The 24,695-nt window shown below is 53.2% G+C and carries 12 protein-coding genes, 1 other RNA gene and 1 pseudogene; 4 read left to right on the top strand and 10 right to left on the bottom strand.

The window, feature by feature from the left end:
- Positions 1-250 precede the first annotated feature (250 nt).
- Both evgA and C2U41_RS15925 read left to right on the top strand, forming a co-directional pair.
- Positions 251-865, top strand: a complete 615-nt coding sequence (gene evgA / locus C2U41_RS15930; RefSeq protein WP_103849206.1) for an acid-sensing system DNA-binding response regulator EvgA — start codon at positions 251-253, stop codon at positions 863-865.
- A 4-nt stretch (positions 866-869) separates the two neighbouring features.
- On the top strand, positions 870-2,450 hold the full coding sequence (locus C2U41_RS15925; protein ID WP_233901269.1) for a transporter substrate-binding domain-containing protein: 1,581 nt from the start codon (positions 870-872) through the stop codon (positions 2,448-2,450).
- Here the strand turns inward: C2U41_RS15925 and C2U41_RS15920 are convergent.
- From C2U41_RS15920 to smpB, 8 genes and pseudogenes are all read right to left on the bottom strand, one after another.
- Positions 2,372-3,540, bottom strand: a protein-coding gene (locus tag C2U41_RS15920; protein ID WP_100216202.1) for an IS3 family transposase whose coding sequence is annotated in 2 segments (ribosomal slippage) — positions 2,372-3,291 and positions 3,291-3,540 — 1,170 coding nt in all. Because the reading frame shifts where the segments join, the coding sequence is not laid out codon by codon here. The two genes, C2U41_RS15925 and C2U41_RS15920, sit on opposite strands and share 79 nt — an antisense overlap.
- Before the next feature lie 56 nt (positions 3,541-3,596).
- Positions 3,597-4,163 carry an integrase arm-type DNA-binding domain-containing protein gene (locus tag C2U41_RS15915; RefSeq protein WP_181013982.1) on the bottom strand — a complete coding sequence of 189 codons (567 nt, stop codon included), beginning with the start codon at positions 4,161-4,163 and terminating at the stop codon, positions 3,597-3,599.
- 165 nt (positions 4,164-4,328) lie between these two features.
- Positions 4,329-4,692, bottom strand: a transfer-messenger RNA (tmRNA) gene (gene ssrA / locus C2U41_RS15910).
- A gap of 72 nt (positions 4,693-4,764) precedes the next feature.
- Positions 4,765-5,928, bottom strand: a complete 1,164-nt coding sequence (locus tag C2U41_RS15905; RefSeq protein ID WP_103849174.1) for an HlyD family efflux transporter periplasmic adaptor subunit — start codon at positions 5,926-5,928, stop codon at positions 4,765-4,767.
- Between the two features lie 7 nt (positions 5,929-5,935).
- Positions 5,936-8,122, bottom strand: coding sequence for a type I secretion system permease/ATPase (locus tag C2U41_RS15900; protein ID WP_060855078.1), 2,187 nt, complete (start codon positions 8,120-8,122; stop codon positions 5,936-5,938).
- Positions 8,119-9,528 (bottom strand): TolC family outer membrane protein, encoded by a 1,410-nt coding sequence (locus C2U41_RS15895; RefSeq protein ID WP_003845860.1) that lies wholly within the window; start codon positions 9,526-9,528, stop codon positions 8,119-8,121. Before C2U41_RS15895 ends, C2U41_RS15900 begins: the two co-directional genes overlap by 4 nt.
- A 100-nt stretch (positions 9,529-9,628) precedes the next feature.
- A pseudogene (locus C2U41_RS15890) lies at positions 9,629-20,514 on the bottom strand (BapA/Bap/LapF family large adhesin).
- Between the two features lie 582 nt (positions 20,515-21,096).
- On the bottom strand, positions 21,097-21,579 hold the full coding sequence (gene smpB, locus C2U41_RS15885; protein WP_003031211.1) for an SsrA-binding protein SmpB: 483 nt from the start codon (positions 21,577-21,579) through the stop codon (positions 21,097-21,099).
- Positions 21,580-21,733: 154 nt separating this feature from the next.
- Here smpB and ratA point away from each other — a divergent pair, with 154 nt between their 5' ends.
- Positions 21,734-22,177, top strand: a complete 444-nt coding sequence (ratA, locus tag C2U41_RS15880) for a type II toxin-antitoxin system toxin RatA (RefSeq protein ID WP_003031213.1) — start codon at positions 21,734-21,736, stop codon at positions 22,175-22,177.
- Positions 22,161-22,457 (top strand): RnfH family protein, encoded by a 297-nt coding sequence (locus tag C2U41_RS15875; RefSeq protein WP_003839823.1) that lies wholly within the window; start codon positions 22,161-22,163, stop codon positions 22,455-22,457. The genes ratA and C2U41_RS15875 overlap by 17 nt, the downstream gene beginning before the upstream one ends.
- Positions 22,458-22,507: 50 nt before the next feature.
- Here C2U41_RS15875 and bamE read toward each other — a convergent pair whose 3' ends face one another.
- Both bamE and recN read right to left on the bottom strand, forming a co-directional pair.
- Positions 22,508-22,852, bottom strand: a complete 345-nt coding sequence (gene bamE, locus C2U41_RS15870) for an outer membrane protein assembly factor BamE (protein WP_003826401.1) — start codon at positions 22,850-22,852, stop codon at positions 22,508-22,510.
- Positions 22,853-23,001: 149 nt separating this feature from the next.
- On the bottom strand, positions 23,002-24,663 hold the full coding sequence (gene recN, locus C2U41_RS15865; protein WP_032937967.1) for a DNA repair protein RecN: 1,662 nt from the start codon (positions 24,661-24,663) through the stop codon (positions 23,002-23,004).
- Positions 24,664-24,695 lie beyond the last annotated feature (32 nt).

The raw sequence follows: 24,695 nt of genomic DNA, 5'->3' as shown, positions 1-24,695 counted from the left end.
ACGCGTGTAGGAATATTCCTTTTATGTTGTGTTAATGGTTTGATATTTAGATAGGCTCAAGGTTTAAAATTTGTAAATTACAGTGTTGCGTTTATACTTTGTTCTGCATTTTTATAAAAAATGAATAAAATATATGCGTGATTATGTTAGGATTTACCTGATAAAGCCTTATTTTCAGAAATTATAATGTTGAAGGCTCGCCTGCTCTATAGCCATCGCCTCTCTTTATTTATCGGGATTCTTATACGCAATGAACGCGATAATCGTTGACGATCACCCATTGGCACGCATTGCCATCCGCAACTTACTCGATACTAATGGTATCGCTGTGACCACCGAACTCGACAGCGGAGATCAAGTGGTTCAAACCGTTGAAAAAACTAAGCCGGAGCTGTTGATTATCGATGTAGATATTCCCGGTATCAGTGGCATCGAAGTGCTGGAGCAACTGAGAAAGCGGCACTATGCTGGTGTAATCATTATCATTTCAGCCAAAAATGAATTTTTTTACGGCAAACGTAGCGCCGAATACGGTGCCAACGGATTTGTGAGTAAAAAAGAAGGTATGAATAATATTCTTGCCGCAATCGAAGCAGCAAAAAATGGCTATAGCTATTTTCCCTTTTCCCTTGAGCATTTTACTGGTTCATCCGTCAGCGAGCAGGATAAGCTTGATACGTTGTCGAATCAGGAAATGAGAGTATTGCGTTATATCCTTAATGGCATGGATTACAGCTCAATTGCCAGCAAAATGAATATCAGTAATAAAACGGTGAGTACCTATAAACGCCGGTTGATGGAAAAATTAGATTGTTCATCATTAATGGAAATCTATGATTATGCGCAGAGAAATAAAATAGGATAGAGTAATGCTGGAACGCTTGTTTATTTTTTTGATGGTCATATTTACCATCGGGTTGTCTACGGGTGTAAGCTCAGCTCGGCAAGTTGAGCTAAAAAGTAACTATAATACTTCAGTACAAAATATCAGCTTGAACAGGGAAGAAACAAACTGGTTAGCGCATAAAAAAACCTTGGTTGTTGGTACCTGGTTACCTGAAGTCTCCCCCATTGTTTATCAAAATAGCGGCGAATATTATCGGGGAGTTAACGCAGATTACCTCGCGTTAATGCAAAAGAACCTCAATCTAAAAATCATTATAAAGCAGTATGATAATGAGCAAGAGGCGCTGGCCGCGCTCGCCAATAACGATGTTGATACGCTGATAACCCAACTGTCCCGACGCCAGGATGTTGGCGGAAATTTGTTGCGTACTTCGGTATTGCTGACGACGTGGCCGACGCTTGTAACATCGCTAAAAAACACTATGCTGCCGCTGACCACGAACCATCAGGTTAGCGTCGCGTGTGTGCGGGATTGCCCTTTTCTCGATGTTATCCAGGGGGCCTTTCCTGAGGCTAAAGTCTCATTTTATGACGACGAGTATCAGGCCATGGCCTCGGTAGTGAATGGTGATAACCAATATTATATTGGTAACAATATCACCAGCAGCCATTGCATCTCTCGATACTTCTCACAATCACTGGTTATTACGCACTACTTTGATAAGCAAGAACAATATAATTATTTTGTCGTTAACGAAGATCAGCCGGTATTAAGAAATATTCTTGATGGTTTCATTACGTCAATCAGTAATGAAATTCATATGCAAGTCATGCAGAACTGGCTGAACCGCGGCAACCTGGCCTATCTGAATGCACCTATACCTTTCACCGCTCAGGAAAAAGCGTGGTTGAAGAAAAAGCATGTCATCCGCATTTTAATCAACCCAGATTACCCGCCCTATACGCTGGTCGATCGCAGCGGTGAATTACGCGGTATTCTTGGCGATTTACTGAATATTATTCATCTGCAAACGGGGCTCGATTTTGAACCCATTTTAGCTAACTCTAAAAGTGAGCAGACAAAGCAAATAAGCGGCGAACAGTGGGATATGTATCCCACTATCACGCTCACTCATCAAAACCCGCACAATTCGACCTTTAGCGATCCTCTGATGAATGTGGCATTTGTGATGATCACTTCCCGTGAGGAAACCGCCGACTCGCTACTGGAGAAGCCGATTCGTATTGCGCTACCTGCCGGGCATGTGCTGGAAAGCGAGCTGAAGCAACGCTATCCGCAGGCCACCTGGGTTAATGCTGATACTGGCAGTGTTGCGATGGTCATGGTCAAGGAGGGCAGCGCTGATGCGGCAATTGCTACCGAATTGTCAGCAAGGTTTATGGTCGATCATTACTATCAGAAAAATATGCACTTTTTTAGGCTTCCAGATATGCCTGGTGCCTCTGTAAGTTTTGCGATTTCTTCTCACGAGCCTATGTTGAAGTCTGTTATGGATTGTAGTGGTCAACTAAAACTGGCCACGGCTTTAGAGTTTTTCCAGTATCGGTTTTCCGATTCGTTTGGGGGCAACCCACCGTTATAGTCATGCGGCCTTAGCGAGCTGTAATACCCGACGATATAGTCTGTGATCGCATGAGCAGCATCGCTAAAGTTTATATAACCTGTCACTGGCACCCACTCGTTTTTCAGACTACGGAAGAAGCGTTCCATCGGGCTGTTGTCCCAACAGTTTCCACGTCGGCTCATACTCTGCCTGATCTGGCAACGCCACAGTAACTGCCGGAACTGCCTGCTTGTATAGTGGCTACCCTGGTCACTGTGGAACATCACTCCGGCTGGTTTACCGCGAGCTTCCCACGCCATTTCCAGCGCTCTGATGGTCAGCTTGCTATCCGGCGAGAATGACATTGCCCAGCCCACTGGTTTCCTTGCGAACAGATCGAGAACAACTGCAAGGTAAGCCCAACGCTTGCCTGTCCAGATGTACGTCACATCGCCGCACCACACCTGGTTAGGTTCTGTCACTGCGAACTGTCGCTCAAGGCGATTCGGGATAGCGATGTGTTCATGACCAACACGTTTATACCGGTGGGTAGGCTGCTGACAACTCACCAGCCCCAGTTCTTTCATGAGCCTGCCAGCAAGCCAGCGTCCCATTCTGAAGCCTCTCAGGGTTGCCATAATGGCGATACTTCTTGCGCCAGCAGAGCCATGGCTGATGTTATGCAGCTCCCGAACCTGGCTGCGTAACACAGCTCGCCAGCCGTCTGGCTTTTCGGCGCTTTTCTCCCAGTATTTGTAGCTACTGCGATGAACCCCGAACACGTGGCAGAGTGTGACCACAGGATACTGCGCTCTGAGTTTCCCGATTAACGAGAATTGTTCAGGGAGTCTGACATCAAGAGCGCGGTAGCCTTTTTTAATATGTCGTTTTCCATTTCAATGCGTTGTAGCTTTTTCTTCAGCTCACGTATTTCAATCTGTTCCGGGGTTATAGGGGAGGCTTTAGGTATTTTGCCCTGTCGTTCATCCCGCAACTGCTTTACCCATCGCGTCATGGTAGAAAGACCCACATCCATAGCACTGGCCGCAGCTGCAACGGTGTAGTTCTGATCAAGGACCAGTTGAGCGGATTCACGTTTAAACTCTGCGCTGAAATTTCTTTTTTTCATTGAGGCACCTGTAATGTTCTGAGGTGAGCATATCACCTCTGTTCAGGTGGCCAAATTCAGTAAACCACTACATTCAGACGTGAAATGATACGGCGTAGAGTTTCCAATACGCCTCGTTGCTCAATAGGATCAAGGTGTTGTTTTAAGAGCTTAGGCCGGATCTCATTGATAGGGACATTACCCAGACCAGGAAAGACATTTCTCTCTAAGCTGCGCCAGATGTCTGCTGCATGGTCTTGTGAGATACCTGATGTCTTTACCTTCTCATCTAACCATTTCCGCGCTACGCCTTGGAGAGTGTGCTCAGTAGCACTCTTTAATGCCTTCGCCTTATCGTTGTTATGGATTTGTGGATCAACACCATTTGCCAGAAAGGAAAGATATTCATCACGTAAGGCTCTGGCTCTTGCCAGTGTAAGGTGAGGATAGGTCCCAAGGCTCATTTTGGTTCTTTTTTTACTCACTGGCACTGCATACCTGAAATACCAATTCTTCTTTCCTCCTTTCGAGAGGGGAGCGATTCGTAGTATCAAACCATCTCCGTCAAACAAGTTGATTTCTTTGTCGGCTGGCTTGGTGCTTTTGATTTCAGTGTCAGTGAGCTTCTTAGCGATTTTTGCCATTTTGGGACCCTCGGTTTTTGGACCCTTCTTAGTGGGTCCCATTCAGGGTGCCATAACTCGTAGTTCTCAGCAATTCTCACTGGACGACAATAGACGTAAAAAAGCCCGCAGAGCTTGTGCTGTGCGGGCTTAGTAGACTTCATTGAACTTCAAACAACTAAAAAGTGGTGGAGCTGGCGGGAGTTGAACCCGCGTCCGAAATTCCTACATCCTCGGTACTACATGCTTAGTCAGTCTTTACATTCGCCTGGCACCTGCGGACAGACACGCCACTACCAGACTAGCCTGATTAGATTTAACGCTTCAACCCCAGGCAGGGCCTCCACGCGATCTCTTTTGGGTTTGACCTCTCTTTGATCCCCGTCTTAAGAGCGGAAGCTAGGGAGAGAGGGCTCAGAGCAGGTTATTAAGCTGCTAAAGCGTAGTTTTCGTCGTTTGCGACTATTTTTTTGCGGCTTTTTACGAGGCCAACCGCCCCTCGGCATGCACCTTGGGTTTCGCGAATCCCGTCGAATCCAGAATCAGCCCCAATGTGTTAGAGCAAGTATAACAGACTTGTGACACGCGTGACCAGCCCCCGCAACCCCTAATCCTCAAGGATTTAGCGCTCACGCAGTGCTTCTTTTGCGCGATTAAACGGTTTGATTAAATAGTCGACGATGGTTTTTTCACCTGTTTTTATATCCACTGTGGCAATCATGCCCGGTACGATGGAGAAATGGCGTCCCAGTTTGTTCTGTAAGAAGTCCTGATGGGTGCGGATAAACACGCGGTAATAGAAGATTTCCGGTTTCACTTTATCCTGAATGGTGTCCGGTGAGATGGTTTCGACTACGCCTTCCAGGCCGCCGTAAATGGCGTAGTCATAGGCGGTTATCTTCACCAGCGCCCGCTGGCCGGGATGGATGAACGCGATATCACGCGGCGACAGGCGGGTTTCGATCAGCAGATGATCGTCCAGCGGCACAATCTCCATCATCTCGCCGTTGGGCGGGATAACGCCGCCAATGGTGGTGACCTGGATATTTTTCACAATACCGCGCATCGGCGCGCGTACGGTCAGGCGGGTGACGGAATCCTCGCGTCCTTTTAAAATAGCCGCCAGCATATCCACTTCGGCGTTAGCTTTTGACAGCGCTTCCCGCGCCTGCACAAAGTATTGCGAGCGCAGGTCGGTAATTTTTAATCCCAAATCGCTTTTTTGGCGTTGCAGGCGCAGCACTTCTACGTGGCTGGCGGCACCGCTTTTCTCCAGCCGTTGGGTGATGGCCAGCTCTTTATTTACCGAGACCAGCGCATCCTGCAGTTCCGCCATTGAATCCGCAAGCTGCGCGCGGCGGCTTTTATACAGGCGAGTTTCGGAGGCGATGAGATCCGGCCAGGCGCGCAGTGAATCGGGAAAGACCAGCGGCAAATCGTTAACTTCGGCATTGAGCCTTGCGCTGGAGGCCAGTGAGGCGCGATAACGGGCGGCGCTCTCCCCAACGTTGGACTCTGAACGGGTGGGGTCGAGGCGAGCAACAATTTGATTAGCCTGGACTTTATCTCCCTCGCGGACCGTCAGTTCGGCGAGAATACCGCCATCCAGTGATTGCAAGACTTGTTCACGCGAGCTGGGGATCACTTTCCCGCTGCCGGTTGAGACTTCATCCAGCTTGCCGAAATATGCCCAGATACCCAGGGCGGCAAACAGCAGCGTGCTGAGCAGAATAATGCGGCTGGCCCCGGAAAAACGGTGCTCGCGGCGAATATCGAGGTCGTCCATAGCGGCATCATGCGGATTGGTTTTCATTTTTCCACTCCCGACCGTGAGTAGGGGCAGGTGCCCGGCTCGCATTCAACGCCTGCGCTTTCGGGGCATCCATGACCAGTTGACCTTCTTTCAACACCACCACGCGTTCGACCAGTTCCAGAACCGGTACGCGATGGGTGGCGACAATCAATGTGCGGTTACCCAACCACTGGTTGAGGCGCTGAATAAATTCCCGCTCGGTATGTTCATCCAGCGAGGCGCTGGGTTCATCGAGCAGCACGATATTGGGCGATCGCAGCAGCATTCTAGCCAGCAGGATCGACTGCCGTTGTCCACCGGACAAACCGTTGCCGCCTTCCATAATGGGATGCGCCAGCCCTTTGGCGAGCTGTTTAACGAAAGCAGCCGCGCCGCTGACCTCCAGCGCTTCGAAGATCTGCGCGTCGCTGGCGTGCGGCGCACCGAGGGTCAGGTTCTCGCGTAGGGTGCCGAAAAACAGTCGCGCATTCTGGCTGAGAAAACCGATGTTGCGGCGTAAATCGGCCATATCAATTTGCGCCAGACTCAGGTTATCGAGCCGTACATCGCCCTGGATAATCTCCACGCCGCCGGCCATGGCCTGTAGCAGCGTTGATTTTCCGGCACCGTTACGCCCGAGGATCGCCACCCGTTCGCCGGGCATGACCTCCAGGCGCGAGATCCGTAGTGGAACGCGCTGATCATCACTGTGGTAGCGAAAGTGTGCGTTCTCAAACTGATAATGGCCGTGAAAAATCTCCTGATGCACCCGGTCTTCGTCGTACTGCGTTTCGGTGGGAAGCTGCATGATGCTGTCTAACCCCATTTTCGCCGCCTTAACCTGTTGCCAGCGGGCCAGCACGCCGCACAGATTAGCCATCGGGGCAATCATTCTGGAACCGAGCATTGAAGCCGCCACCACGGCGCCGGTGGTCATCGTGCCTTCAATGACCATTGGCGCGCCGAACATAATGATGGCGGCGTAGACCAGGCTTTGTACCGACATGCCCCAGCCAATCAGCCCTTGAGTCAGCTTACGCGTGCGTAGCCCTGACTCTCCGGTAATACGGATATAGCTGTTCCACTGCTGTAAAAAGCGGTTTTCCGCCTGCATCAGCTTGATGTCTTCCAGCCCCTGGACGCTTTCGACCAGCACCGCGTTACGCAGGGTGGATTCATGGGCAGCCTGGTTGGCAAGCACAGCCAGCTTCTTCTGTAACAGCAAGCCAGGCAGGATCATCAGCAGGGCCGCGACGGGTGCAATCCACGCCAGCGGCGGGGCGATAAATGCCAGCACCACGATAAACAGAAAGAAAAACGGCAGATCGACAATGGTCGACATGGTCGAAGAGGTGATCATCTCGCGAACTTGTTCCAGCTCGCGCAGTTGAGAAATAAAGCTCCCCGTCGAGCGGGGGACGGCGCTGTTGCGCAGCCGCAATGCGTGGCTAAACACGCGATCGGAAATGCGCATATCGGCGCGTTTGCCGAGCAGGTCCATTATGTGGGTACGCGCTTCGCGCAGCAAAAAGCCAAACAGCACCGCTACCAGAACACCGGTAGAGAGAACATACAGCGTTGGATAAGACTGGGCGGGGATCACCCGGTCATAGACCTGCATGGAAAAGATAATCCCGGCGAGCGACAGGACGTTAATCAGAAAGGCAGCAATCATGACCGGCAGGTAAGGGCGGATGTCCTTTAACACCAGTTCGCGCATCCAGTCGGGCTTGAAGCGCGAAATATAGCGGTCTACCCGACTGTCCTTCAGCGCCGACAGCGGGCGCAGCGCGGTAATGCTCACGATCTCCGGCAGAAGTTCTGCAATCGTTAACCTGTTACGCTGGCCCTCTTCGGCGATGATGAAAACATCTAACGTATCTTCGCCGTTAAAATGTTCTATTACCATCAGTTGGCCGTCGCGCAGTTCCGCCACCACTGGCAGGTGCCATTGACCGAACGCCTGCGTGGCGGTATTCAGCGCATGAAATGACAGTCCCGCCTGACGCGCCAGTTGCGACAGGGCCGTGGCCCGGCTTTTTCCCGCAAACCATGGGGCGTTGGCCTGGATTGCGCCAGGAGAACAGGCCACGCGATAGTGATTGGCAATATGCGTCATCGCCTGCGCCCACTGGCTCAGGGCGTGTTCGCCAATTACATTATCCGCATGTGAATCGAGGTCGCTCATAGCTTGATCTCCACCGATTGAATGCTGCGATTATTTAAGGCGAACGCCTGGCGAAGCGAGCCGGTGTTATAGAGACAGTTCAACTGGAGCTGGCGCAGCTGGTTTTGAGTCTGGAGTTCAGCAAAACGGGCCTGATACACCTCTTGCTCGGCGTTAAGCACGTCGAGCAGCGGGCGCGAGCCAAGGTCCAGATATTGCTGTTGATAAAGCTCGCGCGTTTGTTCGCTCAGCCGCTGTTGGCGACGTAGAATTTGCAGGGCGGTGGCGAGGCTCATCGCCTGGCTGCGGGACTCCAGTAATTTCTGCCGTACTTCGAGTCGGGTGCGCTGGATGGAGTATTGTGCAGATTCTACCGCATGGCTGGCGGCGTTGCGTCTGGCGGTGAGTCCGCCTCCCTGATACAGCGGCATTTCAACTTTTACCCATGCAGAATACTGGGTTTTGTCGAGTACCTCATGGCTGGGGTATTTGTCGTTGAGATAGTGCTGAACCGACGGCTCCAGAGAGATGGTGGGCGTCATCTGCGCGTTAGCGTAGTCGAGGTTTGCCTGCGCTACATTCGCTTGTGCCCAGGCCGCCAGGACCGCGGGAACCAGTTTATCGTCCGGTTTGACTACATCACAGCTGCTGTCCAGTTTGACCGGGAATTCATTGCTGATGCCGTTAAGCGAGTTCCAGCCGAGGAAGCTCATCAATGTGGCCTTGCTGCTGTCGAGATTGGCCTGATACTGCGCCAACTGAGAACGTGCAGACTCGATACGCGCATCGGTTTGCACCACGTCTGACAGCGAGGTTGCCCCTTCATCATTGCGTTGACGGGTCAGTCGACCAATGCCGTTTAAGGCGGTGAGCTGCTCTTCGGCGGCATCCACCATTTGCTGCCACGTCTGCACCTGGACTATCGCGTTGGCGGTGGCGTGGGCGATGGTATCAATACTGAGTAACACATTCGCCTGCTGTTGCGCGGCTCCGGCGGTCTCGGCGCGGACCTGGCTTGCCACTTTGCCGAAGTCGTACAGCATTTGCGATACCGAAATCACCAGCGCCGGGCTAAAGCCGTGGTCGGTGTAGGTATTGCTGTAACCGTTGTTCATTCCGGCAGAAACCTGCGGGTAATATTTTGACTTCGCCACGTCGATTTGCTCGTTTTGCGAGAGCAGTTTGCCGATGGATTCACGAATAGAAGGATGCCAGCTCACGGCACGACTCACCGCGTCGTTGAGCGTCAGGCTACCGGGAGCGGCGGCACTTAGCGGCAGATCGGCAACCGCGCCGTCCAGCGAGGGAAGCATCTGGCTAGTGGCCAGTCCTTCCGGCGTAATAATTTGCGGTTCATCTTCGGCATTCACCCGCAGGGTACAGAGCGTTAATGCCAGCAGTAAGGCAACAGGCGCGACATTTCTCATAGATTATCCCTTACAAAATACGGCAGCGACGACTGTTATTGCCCCGGATGTCATCGCATCCGGGGCTGTAGTTATGGCGCTTTAACGCTATATGTTCACTTCAGGGCACAATGTGATTTTGTTGCACCAGCTCGTCGAGCGTGGTATGTACGTTCTCCAGCGTGATGAGATTGGTTGAGTGATAAGTGTTGCCCGTACCGTCACGGTCGATGGCAATAACCGTGTTGTTACCGCTGGTGGTAACGGTGAGGTAGTTGCCGAGCGTCGCGTTCTGCCCGTTCCAGCCCACCAGCAGGTCACCGATATCGATTTTGTCACCCTGGGCCAGCGAGAAGTTGGTCCAGGTGTCCGCTGTTCCGTTACCGCCGGTAGCGTCGTTGGCATTGAGCAGGTGATAAATCAGCGTATCGCCGTAGGCGCTGCCAGTCAGGCGATCGGCATCGACGGTACTCACCACTTGCGGATTCATATTGATGGTCAGCGTAGCGGTATCGGTATGGCCATTCAGGTCGTTAAGGGTGTAGGTAAATGTCTCTTTGGTGACGATGGTGGAGAGCGAGACATCGCTGTTGAGGGCATAGGTGTAATGACCATCAATGCCAATGGTCAGTTTGCCGTACAACCCGTTAATGATGGCGCTGGTCGTGCTGCTCAGCGGATCCAGCGTGGCGGCGCTGCCGCCCGTGCCATTCACCGTTAGCAAGGTATGCACGCTGGCAATATGGTCTCCGTCATAAATATTGCCGGTGACGCTATTCGCTGTGGAAGTCTCGAAGTTTTGCAGGTCGATTATCGTGCCTTTCACGCTGGGGGTGATGGTGATATTCCCCAGCCCCAGAGCCCCGACGCTGCCGGTATAGTCGAGGCGATAGTTGCCGGGGTGCAGTACTACCCCGCTGAGGGCAATATCAATATTGCCGCCAATCAGCAATCCGCCATTGAATGAGTTACCGGCAATCTTGACATTGTTGCTGTCATACAGCGCCCAGGTGACGGTCAGTCCGCCCAGCGTCAGACCTGAAGCGACGTTAAAATGCAGTATGGCGTTTTGCACCGCCGTTCCCGTCGCGACTTCAATGACGCCAGTACCATTTTGTGAGGTGGGTGAAAGGAGTTGGGCGCTCCAGCTGGCGTTGCCAACGCTGTTGTCGGTAAACGACCTGGATGTATCGGCCTGGGTGGTGACCGCCATCTGGCTGCTGATGTCGTTTACGGCATCCAGCGCCTGTGGGGTTGCCGTAATGTTCAGCGACGCGCTGCCGGTATCGCCGTTTGGTGCTTTGACCTTATACACAAAGCTGTCCGGCGTATTGATACCGTCTGCGCCCAGTCCGCTTCTCAGCGTGTAGGTATAGTTCCCTTTCGCATCAATAGTCAGTGTGCCGTACTGTCCGTTAATGGTGGTAGTGCCTGTTGTGTTAACGGTGACACCGTTAACTTCGGTGATAACGGTATTAGCCGGAGCCGAGTCGTTGGCCAGCAGATTTCCATTGGTTGCTGCACTCAGACTGTCGACGGCGTAGGTGTGATCGGCCTGAATATTCAGGGTATAGCTGGTCAGTAGCGTCAGGCCGCCGGAAGCATTAAGCAGGAACAGATAGTCACCGCCCGGCAGTGTAATGGTATACGCCGGTGAGCTGCCGCCCAGCAGGGCGGTGACCCAGTTCGGCTGTACCCGGTACTGCTCATACTGCTGAATAGACTCGTTGAAGCGGTAGACATAGAGATCAAAGCCGCCCAGCGTTACGCCAAGTACGTTGGCCTGAACCGTGATCGTTCGTGTCGCGCCGTCATCAACGTTGAATTTAATCGGGTTGGTCAAACCGTTGACCAGGCTGACATCCAACAATTGTCCCAAACCAACGCTGGCGAGCGTGAAGCCGGTTTGTTGTGATGGATGGTTGTCGACTGCGATGACCTGCGTCCCGTAAGTCAGCGCAGCCACATCGTCTGCCGCCGTTACCGTGCTGGTGGTTGGGGCCTGACCCAGCGTGACCACCAGTTTTGCCGAGGAGTGATCGCTGCCATGTGTTAGCGTGTAGGTGAAGCTTTCGGAACGTCCATACACTGAGATTGACGTATTGGTCAGAGTATAGGTGTAGCTACCATTCTGATTGATATGCAGGGTGCCGTATTTACCCTGCACATCAATGCCGCCCGCCGGGATGTTCACCACGTTGCCGTTACCGTCAGTGATGGTGGTGACCAGTGTGCCGGAAGGGGCGTTATCCTGCCCATTGGCGGGATCGGTATCGGTGATGATATTGCCAGACTCGGTAGTACCACCGGTGATGGTCCCTGCGCTGGCTTTTACCACCGAGACATCAAGGCTGGTGTATGCCCCAGTCGCCAGTAGGTTGGTGTTGTAGCTGACCACGCGGTAATCCCCGCCAGTCAGTCCGCTGTAATTGAGCGTTACGCCCGAGGCGCCCAGGGTGAGCAGGCTGGCAAAGTCTGGTTTCCCGGTATCCACCACCGTTACCCAGGCATTCAGCGCGGTGTCGAAGCGCTGGATGACGACTTCAAGCGTGTTTAATAGCGACAGCACCACGCCGGTCGCTGCGGCATTGATTGTAATGGATCCGCTGCCGCCAGAAGCGATGCTGAAATTGACGCTTGCTGTATCGTTCCCCAGCACGTTGGCGACATTTCCCAGCGCATTGACCAACAGGAAGCCATAATCGCTTTGATGCTCGGTGCTGACGGTGACATCGGTTTGTAGAGGCAGACTGGTGACATTGTCTTCAGCCAGCAGCGGCAATACCGGCGCGATAGCGCTTGTTGGCAATGAGGTATTTCCCGCCGCATCGGTCGCCGTGGCGGACAGCGACTGACCCTCAATCTGGCGAACCGGCAGGTTGACGCTGTAGACACCGCTGCTGTTGGCGATTGCCGTCACGCTGGTGCCGCCGGGCAGAGAGATGGTAACCGTGCTTCCCGCTTCGGCGACGCCACTGATGGTACCGCCATCGGCGCTGATCAGTATCGTTGGCGCGGTCGGCGGCGTGGTATCCACAATCACGCTGAACGAACCGGACACCCCGCTTACGCCGTTGGCGTTTGTTGCCGTGGCGGTAAACGCGTGGTTACCTTCGCTGAGCGCGCCGGATGGGGTAAAGTTCCAGAGGCCGTTACTATCTGCGGTCGTACTACCCATGAGTACGCCGTTGTTGTACAGATTGATGATGGCGTTAGCCTGCGCCGTTCCGCTAAGGGCTGGACGGGTATCATTGGTGGTTTTACCTGCCGCGACCAGACCTGTAATTGTGCCCACGTCGTCAAATACGCTGGCAATAACCGGCGCAGGCGGTACACCAGTAAACGGTGCCAGCACGTTACCCGCTGTGCCGATGTTGCCTGCGGCATCCTGTGCGCTGACCAGCAGCGTTTGCCCACTGATTTGCGGTGGGCTCAGCGTGAAGGTGAAATTACCGGAGGCGTTGGCTGTTGCGGTACCAAGTACGGTTCCGCTGCTGGAGGTGATGATTATCGTACTGTTTGCTTCGGCAACGCCGGTCAGCGTGGTGCCGTTGGCGTTGACCGCCAGACCGGTTGGAGTACCCGGTGCGACGGTATCGACCACAATTGCAGAGGCAGACGATAGCCCGCTGGTATTACCTGCGGTGTCTGTTGCTGTGATGGTGAAGGAATGCGTCCCCTGACCCAACGCCGTAGGTGGCCTGTAATTCCAGCTGCCGCTGCCGTCCGCCGTTACGCTGGTTACAAAGGTGCCGTTATCATAAATATCGACCCGAGCGTTGGCTTCCGTGGTGCCGTTTAACGTTGGGCGTGCGTCGTTGGTTGGCTGATTATTGCCAATCGCCCCGATGTTTGGCCCAACATCGTCAATAATGCTGCTGATTGAAGGCTGCGTTGGTGCCGTGGTGTCGACCACTACGCTAAAGCCTGCCGTTGCGCCGCTGGTGTTACCCGCCGCATCGGTAGCGGTGACGGTGAAGGTGTGCGATCCATTCGCCAGCGGCGTGGTTGGGGTAAACGTCCAGCTGTTATTACTTTGTACCAGCGCCGTGCCCAGCAGGGTGCTGCCGTCATAGATGCTGACAGTGCTGCCCGCTTCGGCGGTACCGTTGAGCGTTGGTCGGGCATCGTTAGTCAGTTGCCCGTTGCTAAGCCCCGCGTTGAACACACCGCCTGCGACGTCATCCACCACCGAGGTCAGGAGCGGCGCTGACGGCGCGATCGTGTCAACGTTGATAATAAATTCGCTTGAGGTGGGGCTGACGTTCCCGGCGGCATCCGTGGCAATGGCGGTAAAGACATGCTGGCCGTTGCCCAGTGTGGCAGGCAGATATTCCCAGGTGCCATCTACTGCCGCTGTCACCGTCGCCAGCAGCGTGCCATTATCGTAGATGGCTACCCGGGCACCGGCTTCCGCCGAGCCGTTCAGTACGGGACGAGTATCATTGGTGTAAGCGCCGTTCGACAGCGTTCCGGTTCCCGGCACCACGTCATCAAAAGCCTGGATAATCGTTGGCGCAAGCGGGGCAACAGTATCAACAACGATGTTAAATCCAGCGGACGTTGGACTAACGTTTCCGGCTGCGTCGGTTGCTGTCACCGTCAGCGCGTGGTTACCGTTGCCAAGCGCGGTTCCCGGCGTGAAGCTCCAGGCGCCTGTACCATCCGCTGTGATTGAACCGATAAACGATCCGTTATCGTAAATTCTCACCGTGGAATTGGCCTCTGCCGTGCCGCTGAGGGTAGGGCGCGCATCGTTTGTCGCCTGGCCGTTGTTCAGATTTCCGGTCAGCGGGCCGACATCATCTGCAACCTGAGTAATCACTGGTGCTGCCGGTGCTTGTGTGTCGACGGTGTAGGTAAAGCCGCCTGAAGGCAGACTGGTATTGCCTGCGCTATCTGTCGCCGTGACGGTCAGAGTATGCAGGCCGTTACCCAATGCCGTTGAGGGCGTAAAATTCCAGGTTCCGCCTGCGCCGACGATGGTGGTGCCAATGGGCTGACCATCGCTCAGGACGGTAATGGTCGCGCCAACTTCACCGGTACCACTGAGCGCCGGGCGACTTTCGTTACTGATTTGCCCGTTGGAGATTGGCCCGGTTGTCGGCGCGGTATTGTCCTGAACGGTCAGAATTACTGGTGCAGACGGGGCAACTGAATCGACCAAAACGGTGAACGAGGCAGAAGCTCCGCTGGTGTTGCCCGCCACATCCGTTGCGGTCACCGTAAAGATATTTTCCCCCTGCGCCAGCGCGTTTGTTGGGGTGAAGCTCCAGCTACCGGAGCCATCGGCATTTGCGGTGCCAATGATCGTTCCGTTACTACGAATGGTGACAATAGCATTAGCTTCGGTCGTGCCACTTAGTGTTGGTTGGGCATCATTGGTCAGTTGGCCGTTGGTCAACAGCGTGCTTCCCGGCTGATCGTCGATGACCGAGGTAATACTTGGCGCGGCGGGCGCCAGCGTATCGACAACTACGACGAACGGTGGCGCTGCCGGGCTGATGTTGCCCGCACCATCCGTGACGGTGGCTGTCAGCGAGTGGCTGCCTTCACTGAGCGCAGGGGCTGGCGTAAAGCTCCAGTTACCGCTGGCGTCGCTGGTGGTTGTGCCAATCACTGTGTTGCCATCACGGATGGTGACAATTGAATCTGCCTCGGTAACGCCCGTGAGCGTTGGGGTATTATCGTTAGTTGACTGTCCGGACGTCAGGTTTTGAATGGTGCCAACGTTGTCTGTGACTGTGACAATGGAGGGGGCATTCGGAATTAAAGTATCAACAATGATCAGAAAATCAGCGGAGGCATCGCCTTGGTTGCCAGCAGCATCGGTTGCGCGAGCGGTAAAGAGGTGATTGCCTTCTCCCAGCGCGTCTATCGGAGTAAAGCTCCAGAATCCGCTGCTGTTTACCGTGGTTGTGGCATAAGCGATACCGTTATCGTAGAGGGTGATGGTTGCTCCCGCTTCGCCGGTTCCGTTTAAGGTCGGGCGTGAGTCATTGGTCATTTGCCCTTTATCCAGCGGCCCACTGCCGGGCGAAACGTCATCGATAATGCTGGTGATGAGCGGTGCCAGCGGCGCGGTGGTGTCGATGGTAATGGCATAATTGGGTGACTGCCCGCTGGATCCTGAGCGATCGCGTTCAATGATTCACCCGCCGTCTGCGCTGGTGAAATCGTGACGGTGTAAGCGCCGGTATTGCTATCAGCTACGGCCTGGCCCAGTACCGTGGTACCATTTCTGATGATGACGGTACTGCCCGGTTCAGCTGTCCCGCTCACCAGCGTACCGTTATTATCTATGGTATCTACAGCGGGGGCGCCCGGCGCTTGTGTATCGGTTGTTATAACGATCGGGTTGGCCGCCGGAAGGCTATTACCTGCCGCATCCTGCGCACCAAAGGTCAGCGTATGTTGCGCATTGGCAGAAAGCGGAACGTCCACGCTCCATTTACCATCGGCTCCCACCGTGATGTTTAGCGGGATGAGATTGCCATTATCATAGATTAGGATCGTACTACCCGGTGTTCCCGTTCCACTGACGGTGGGCGAGAGATCGTCCGTCACGCTTCCATTGCCGAGTGTACCGGTAATCACGCCGACGTTATCTTCGATATTCGTCACGAGTGGCGCTGTGAGCGGGGTGGTGTTCACCGTAAACGAAATGCTGTTTGAGCTACTGCTGATGTTACCTGCCGCATCGGTTGCGGTAGCGGTCAGCGTGTAGTTGCCGTTTGCCAGCGCAGCCCCGGGCGTAATACTCCAGGTGCCGCCAGCCACCGTTGCCGTACCGATCACTACACCGCTGTTATACAGGGTGATGATATCCCCGTCAGTGCCAGTACCGCGAATGGTTGGCGTGGCGTCATCGGTCACGGCATTGGGCAAGAGATCGCCTACCGAGCCACCGACGTTATCATTGGCGGCGATAATCACCGGAGGTGCAGACGGCGTCGTGTCGATGTTCAGTGTTATGGCATTCGACGGCTGGCTAACGTTGCCAGCCGGATCGGTTGCGGTAAGGGTTATCTGGTAAGTACCAGGGGAAACCGGTGCTGATGGAGTAAAGCTCCAGGTTCCGTCTGCACCTACTGTTGCTGTTCCCTGCAAAGGGGGAGTGCCGTTCAGATAAACGGTAATCAAATCCCCAACGTTCCCTGTACCGCTAAAGGTTGGCGTGGTGTCATTGGTGTTGCCATTCGTGACCACGCCCGTTACCGGAGCCACATCGTCAGTAATGATAGGGGCGTCAGGCTGCGCGGGAGGCGTATTGTCTACCGTCAGAGTGAAGCTAGCCGATGGGATCCCCGTATTACCTGCAGCGTCAGTCGCCGTGGCGGTGAATTTGTGTGGCCCCTCGATGAGCACGGGATCTGGGGTAAATGTCCAGGTTCCATTTGGTTGAACGGTGGCGGTGCCAATACTGACGTTATTGTCAAAAATAGTAATGGTTGCGCCCGGCTCGCCCGTACCGGAGAGGGCCGGAGCGGTACTTTTCGTACTACCGCCGTTCGCCAGAGCAACGGTGGCGCTGCCCACGAGTCCTTCACCGGCGATAATCACCGGAGCCGCTGGTGGGGTGGTATCAATGGTCAGCGTGAAATTTCCGGCATTGCTGGCGTTACCCGCTGCATCTGTTGCGATAGCCGACAGCGCATGTGGACCTTCACTCAGCGGTTGAGTGACCTGGAAACTCCAGGCGCCCCCGGACACGACCGTTGCGGTTCCAATAAGTGTGGCGCCATCATAGATAGTGATGGTGGAGTCGACGGTCCCGGTCCCCTTCAGCAGCGGCAAGGTATCGTTTGAACGGCTACCGGTGGGCAGATCGGTTGGTGCATTCCCTACGTCGTCGGTTGCGGTCAAAATCACGGGGGTCCCAGGTGCTTGGGTATCCACGGTAACACTGACTACGATGGGCGAGGTAATGACGTTACCGGCTGCATCTGTTGCTGATACCGTAAACTGGTGGATGCGATCGTTGAGCGCCAGATTGGTTGGAACGGTATAGCTCCAGGTCCCCGAGCTGTCGATAAGCATCACCGTCATCAGCAGACTGCCATCGTACAGGCTCACGAGCGAGCCCGGCTCACCGGTACCTGAGAGGGTTGGCGTGTTGTCGTTGGTAATCCAGGCATTGCTCGTGACGTTACCAGCGCTGCTGCCAACATCAGCGTTAACCAGCGTTATGACTGGCACTGTCGGCGCGATGCTATCGACAATGATTTTCCAACTGGCGGCAGTGCTGGTGTTATTAGCGGTATCGGTTGCCGTCACTGTAAATACGTGTGCCCCCTGGCCCAATGCCGAGGTGGGCGTATAGTTCCAGTTACCGTTGATATCAGCGGTAATGGTCGTAAGCAGAGTTCCGTTATCGTAAATTTTGACCTGAGAGCCGGCCTCAGCTTTGCCCTCAATTTTCGGTTTATCGTCGTTGGTTAAACCATTGTTATTGATGGAGCCTGTGATATCGGCGACGTCATCAGTAACGGCAATGATAACGGGTTGGTTTGGCGCGGTGAGATCCGGGGCAACAGCCGAAGTTGGCAGGCTTTCGTTACCAGTGCTGTCCGTTGCGGTGACGTTTACTGTTTCATTGTTGATTTTCGACGGGGTGATCTGGACGGTGAAATTGCCGCCGCTGTCAGCCTGACCCACGCCAATAGGAGCCCCGTTGCTGTCTTTGACGGTGACGGTACTTCCGGCTTCGGCGTGACCGCTAACCGCTCCACCATTTCCTGCAACTGTGACGCCTGTCGGCGCATCAGGTGCGGTGGTGTCCGGTGCGTTGACAGAGGCGTCGTCGCCCTTGTTGCCTGCGGTGTCGGTCGCATTTGCCGTAAGGGTCTCGCCGTTGGTTTGTGGCGGAACCAACGTTGCGGTGAAATCCCCATTTGTATCGGCAGTTGCTGTTCCAATGATATTGCCATCCGGATCCAGAATATTGACCGTACTGTTGGGTTCGGCCTTGCCGGTGACCTGGTCTCCAGTGCCATTAACTAGCAGGTTTGTTGGGGGCTGTGGCGCGGTAATGTCTGGTGCAAGCGCAGTTTCTGGCAGGCTTGGGTTTCCTGCCGGATCGGTTGCGATGGCTTCAATGGTTTCGCCATTGGTCTGTGGTGGGTTAATGGTGATGGTAAATGAGCCATCCGGCCCGGCGACGCCGCTGCCGATCTGAGTTCCGCCACTGCCGGTGATAACTACGGTATTGCCTGGCTCGGTCGTTCCGGTGACGACAGTCCCATCCGCAGATACGTTGAGATCATCAGGTGGCAACGGTGGCTGGGTGTCGATGTTGATATTGAACGCTGGTGACATGCCTCCTGTACCTGACTGGTTTGTCGCGGTGGCGGTGAAGGCGTGTAGCTCATCTGATAACGGGGAGCTGGAAGTCCATGTCCAGTTACCGTTACCGTCAGCCAGTACGCTGACGATAATTGTGCCGTTGTCGTAAATAGTCACTGTGCTGTTGGCATCGGCAGTGCCAGAGAGCGTGGGGGTGTTATCGTTGGTGGCCTGATTGTTGCTCAATGGCCCGGTTGATGGGGAGAAGTCATCCATCACGCTGACGATAACCGGTACGCCAGGATAGCCCGAGTTCGTCGCATTGAATGGGGTATCTGGCCCGATGTTACCGGCCTGGTCCTGAATCTTCGCGATTAGCGCTTCACCGTGCGTCTGTGAAGGTGAAATCGCGATGACGAAATTGCCGGTTTGGCCGACCGTTATTGAACCCAGAACCTGATTATTGCTACCGATGATCATCACCAGGCTTCCAGCCTCAGCACTACCGGTTACCTCAGTGCCTTCCGGATTAACGGAGGAAATGACCGCGCCTTCAGGCGGGGTAGTATCGACGGTGAATGTAGGTACGCTCGTTTCCGCGCTCACGTTACCCGCATCGTCAGTTTGCGTCAGCGTCAGATTGTGAACACCGTCGCTAAGCGGTGTGTCCGGTGTAAATGTCCAGTTGCCATTGTCATCCACCTGGACCATACCAATCAGAATGCCGTTATCAGAAATGCTGATGTAAGAACCGGCTTCGCCAGTGCCTGTGAGTGTTGGCGTGGCATCGTCGGTTACGCCGTTATTACCGATCAAGCCTTTAATGGAACCGGAATCGTCAGTTACTTCTGTGACCACAGGGGCGTCGGGGACAAGCGTATCGACAATAATCTCCCAACTGTCCGACATGCCGCTGCTGCCCGTACCGTCTGATGCACTGACGGTAAACTGGTGGGTACCGTCTGCGAGCGGAGAGGATGGCGTAAACGACCAGTTGCCGTTGGCATCGATAGCGACCTGGCCGATTTCTACACCGTTATCAAAAATATGCAATGTAGCATTTGCGGGGCCGGTGCCCTGGAGAGTGGGCGTATTATCGTTGGTGGATTCCTGCTGATTAACAGGACCAGTAATCAGCTCCTGGTCATCGATTACGCTGGTAATAACCGGCACATCTGGTGCGTTAGGTGTTGTCGTTGGCGGATCGCCACCATCGCCATCGCCATTACCGTTGCCACCACCATCGCCGTTACCGTTGCCATTACCGCTTCCGGCGTTGTTATCGCTTCCACCGCCGCCACCTCCACCACCGCCACCTGCGGCAAGGCCAATTCCGCCAGCAACCGCGATCCCGCCAAGAACCCACGGCCAGACGGCGCCGCCTTCATGGCTTCCCTCGGCAGTCATTAACGGAGTGAGATCGTCTAAATGCTGGAAGTGGAACGCTCCATCAGTATCCTGAACCCACCACAGCGCGCCATTGCTGTCTTCCAGAACAAGCTGGTTTTGCGCATCACCTTTTCCGACGTAGAAGTTTTTAATGGTGATGGTTTCACCCGAGCGGAGTGTGACAACCAGATCCTGATTAACGCGTGTTAGTTGACTTACCTCCTCACGCGACACTGACAGTTTCACGATAGAAGGCGAACTGAGCGTAACTTCAGAGGATTCAACATTTGTGGAAACGCCAGTTAATTTTGATACAACGGCGAGTAGACGCATATGTTCACTCCTGATGGCATGTCGGGAGTATTAATCCGCAACAGCGAGCTGGGAAAATGAGCAGACAGGGGCCCCGTTCATCATAAAGATGAATTTACACATGTAATTACATTGATTAGGTCATGCAGATGTTCGTTTACTTAGTAAATACGTTCGGGACCTGCCGACAGAATAGTTCTTTCGTATTAGATGATATAGTCAGAAAGAAAGTATTCTGCAACTTATCCATATTAAAAATATATTTGGCTAATTGAAAAGGATACTTTCCGGTGCGTATTTAATGATTTGTTTTTGGTTAACTTATTGTATTTTAATGTTTTTATTTAAATTGAAATGAGGGAGGACATAATAAACAACAGTAATAATAGTGTTATATAATAAGCCTAAATATAGGCGATATGGTCTTGAAGTTTTATTTTATTAGACTATGGGTCGCTACGGTAATGCCATGGCAGTTTATTTCATACCTGAACGATTCAGCACAAATAAACCATAAATTTGATGAATGTATTGGGTGGGTTTCAATAACTAAAAAATAAGAACCAGTCTCAGGGGGAGAGACTGGTCACAGAGGAGTAGCGTTTAGCGACCAGCATTTTTCATAATACGCGCTTTATCTAACTGCCATTCGCGTTCTTTCACATCGGAGCGCTTGTCGTGCTGTTTCTTACCTTTTGCGACGCCAATTTTCACTTTGCACCAGGCATTTTTCCAGTACAGTGAAAGCGCAACGACGGTATAACCGTCACGATTCATACGACCATACAGGGAGTCGAGTTCACGCTGGTTTAACAACAGCTTACGGGTACGGGTGGGATCACATACCACATGCGTTGAGGCAACAGCCATTGGCGTGAAGTTGGCGCCAAACAGGAACGCTTCGCCGTCTTTAAGGATGACATAGCTATCGCCGATGTTAGCTTTACCTGCGCGCAGAGATTTGACTTCCCAACCTTGCAGAGCGAGTCCTGCTTCGAACTCTTCTTCAATAAAGTATTCGTGTCGTGCGCGCTTGTTAAGCGCGATTGTGGCTGAGCCAGGTTTGTGTGCTTTTTTCTTCGTCATAATGCCGCTCAGTATAGGTAATCTGGAATCGAAAAACACCCCATTTCATCCAGCGGGGCGCAAGGCGCTATCTTAGCACGAGTTAGGCTATAGCGTTTTTTTTAGCGGGGGATAAATGGTATTATTTGTGTGATTGATATTGATGGAAATTGTTATGCCTCAGATTAGCCGGACCGCTTTAGTACCTTACAGTGCGGAACAGATGTATCAGCTAGTGAATGATGTTAAATCCTATCCCCAGTTTTTACCGGGTTGCACCGGTAGCCGTGTGCTGGAGTCAACTCCGGGACAGATGACCGCGGCTGTGGATGTCTCGAAAGCAGGGATTAGCAAAACGTTCACCACGCGCAATCAATTGACCAGTAACCAGAGCATCCTGATGCATCTGGTCGACGGCCCGTTCAAGAAACTCATTGGCGGATGGAAGTTTACGCCACTGAGTCATGAAGCATGTCGTATTGAATTTCATCTCGATTTTGAGTTTACCAATAAGTTAATCGAGCTGGCGTTTGGTCGTATCTTTAAAGAACTGGCTTCAAACATGGTGCAGGCCTTCACGGTTCGCGCGAAAGAGGTTTACAGTGTCAGCGTCGGCTAAAATTGTCGTTGAAGTGGCGTATGCGCTGCCAGAGAAACAGTATCTACAGCGTGTAACGCTGCAACAGGGTGCTACGGTGGAAGAGGCTATCCGCGCTTCCGGGCTGCTGGAATTACGTACCGATATCGATCTCAGCAAAAATAAAGTCGGGATATACAGCCGTCCGGTTAAGCTTGCTGATGTTCTGCATGACGGCGATCGGGTGGAAATATACCGGCCACTGATTGCTGATCCGAAAGAGCTGCGCAGACAGCGAGCAGAGAAATCCGCAAAAAAATAGCAGACAATAAAAAAGGTGCTCATTGAGCACCTTTTTTTGATCTGTTAATCCTACTTGTTGTCGGTCAACGCAGGTTTGTTATCAATGTTCGTCAAAACGCCGCTGCTGTTAAAAGTCAGCGTCAGTGTTTGCTGGGTTACGCCTTCATGACCAGGTTGCTGACGGAACACATAAAACCAGGTGTTAGTGCCAAAAGGATCGGACATCATTGGTGTACCCAGAGCATAAGCAACCTGCTGTTGCGTCATACCCGTGCGCACTTTGGCGACATCGGTAGGTGTCAGATAATTTCCCTGGTTGATGTCAGGGCGGTAAACCACTCGCTCCAGAGTGGAACAGCCTGCAGTCAACATCAGTAGTACTGCTGCAGCAGCAGTCAGCGTTTTACAGCGCATAGTGATTTGATTCCTTTTCGGGCCCGAGCAGTACGCGGCTCATATGTAATATGCCGATGATAATAGACCTTTCACCACTTTAAAACCTTTTGCTGTCGGGTCGGTCGGCGATTTTATGTTGAACTCAGACCTTAACAAGGTAAAAAAGTTTATGCCGCCAGCAGTTCTTTTGCATTTGCGAGGGTATTGCGCGTTACTTCGCTACCTCCGAGTAAGCGGGCTAATTCCTGCAGACGAGCGCGTTTATCAAGTGGCTGCATGTGTGTTTCGGTCATCGCGCCGTCAGTTTCTTTGCTGACATAGAAATGTTGATGACCGCAGCCAGCAACCTGCGGCAGGTGAGTAACACACATTACCTGGGTTGACTCGCCCAACTGACGCAGCATTTTTCCCACCACCGCAGCAGTCGGGCCGCTGATGCCGACATCCACTTCATCGAAAATCAGCGCCGGTGTTTCCATTTTACGTGCGGTAATAACCTGAATAGCCAGCGCAATGCGCGACAATTCCCCACCGGAAGCGACTTTCGCAATCGGCTGCAACGGCTGGCCTGGGTTAGTGGTCACTTTAAACTCTACGCGATCGGCACCGTCTGAGCTCAAATGATGTTCCTCAAATTTCACATCAATGCAAAAGACACCGTGCGGCATTGAGAGAGTATGCATGCTCTCTGTAATAAGCTGTCCCAGTTCCTGAGCATAATGCTGGCGCTGTTGGTGCAGCATTTTTGCCGTTTCCAGTGCCTGCTGGTGGTGATTGTTCACCGCCAGGGTTAAGGTTTCGAGAGAGTCGGCCTGATCGTCTAACTGCTGTTGTTCATCCAGCAATGACTGATAGAACTGTGGCAGCGCTTCAGGGGCAACATGATGCTTTCGCGCCAATGAGATTTGTTTGGAAATACGCTGCTCAAGTTCGAACAAACGGTTAGGGTCTAAATCCAGACGATCGCAATAGTGGCGCAGCTCGTCGCTGGCTTCGCTGAGCTGGATAGTAGCCTCTTCCAGCATGTCCAGAATACCGGAGAGCTTACCGTCCATTCCTGCCAGTTCACTAACCAACTGTTTTGCCGTGTACAGCTGGCTTTGCAGATTAACGTCTTCGCCGTCTGCCATGATAGCCAGTGCCTGTTGGCTGGTGGTGAGCAATTGCCCGCTGTTAGCCAGACGCTTGTACTCTTCATCAATTTGCTCAAATTCACCTGGCTGCGGGTTGAATTCGTTCAGTTCTTTTAACTGGTATTGCAATAGCTCTGCCCGGGCTGCGCGTTCCTGACTCTGTTGTTGATGATGTGCCAGGTCACGGCAGCTTTGGTGCCACAGTTGGTAGCGCACAGCCATTTCCTGAGTCAGGGATGCTTCATTGGCGTAGCCATCAAGCAGGGATTTTTGGTGTTCTGATTTTGTCAGGAGCTGATGCGCATGCTGACCGTGGATTTGAATAAGCAACTGGCCCAACTCGCGCAGCTGTGACAGTGGTACGGCAGTGCCGTTAATGAAGCCACGTGAACGTCCGTCGCTGCTGATAACGCGACGTAGCAAACACTCACGGCCTTCCTCAAGCTGGTTTTCTTCCAGCCAGCGCAGGGCCGCGGGGGTGTCTTTTAAGGTGAAGCGGGCGCAGAGGTCGGCTCGCGTGGCACCTGCACGTACCATGTCGGCATCTGCGCGTCCGCCCAGGCACAAACCGAGAGCATCAATGGCAATGGACTTACCCGCACCGGTTTCACCGGTAATAACGGTCATTCCGTTCTGGAAATCGATCTCAAGTTCACGAACGATAGCAAAATTGCTGATGGTCAGTTGTGCCAACATAGCTGTTTTCCTGTATGAAAAAACATAACTGT

The organism is Citrobacter freundii complex sp. CFNIH4, assembly GCF_002934505.1.
In the GTDB taxonomy this organism is placed as follows: domain Bacteria; phylum Pseudomonadota; class Gammaproteobacteria; order Enterobacterales; family Enterobacteriaceae; genus Citrobacter; species Citrobacter freundii.
Note: the sequence above shows the minus strand (reverse complement) of the source record. Positions and strands in the feature narration are given on the sequence as shown.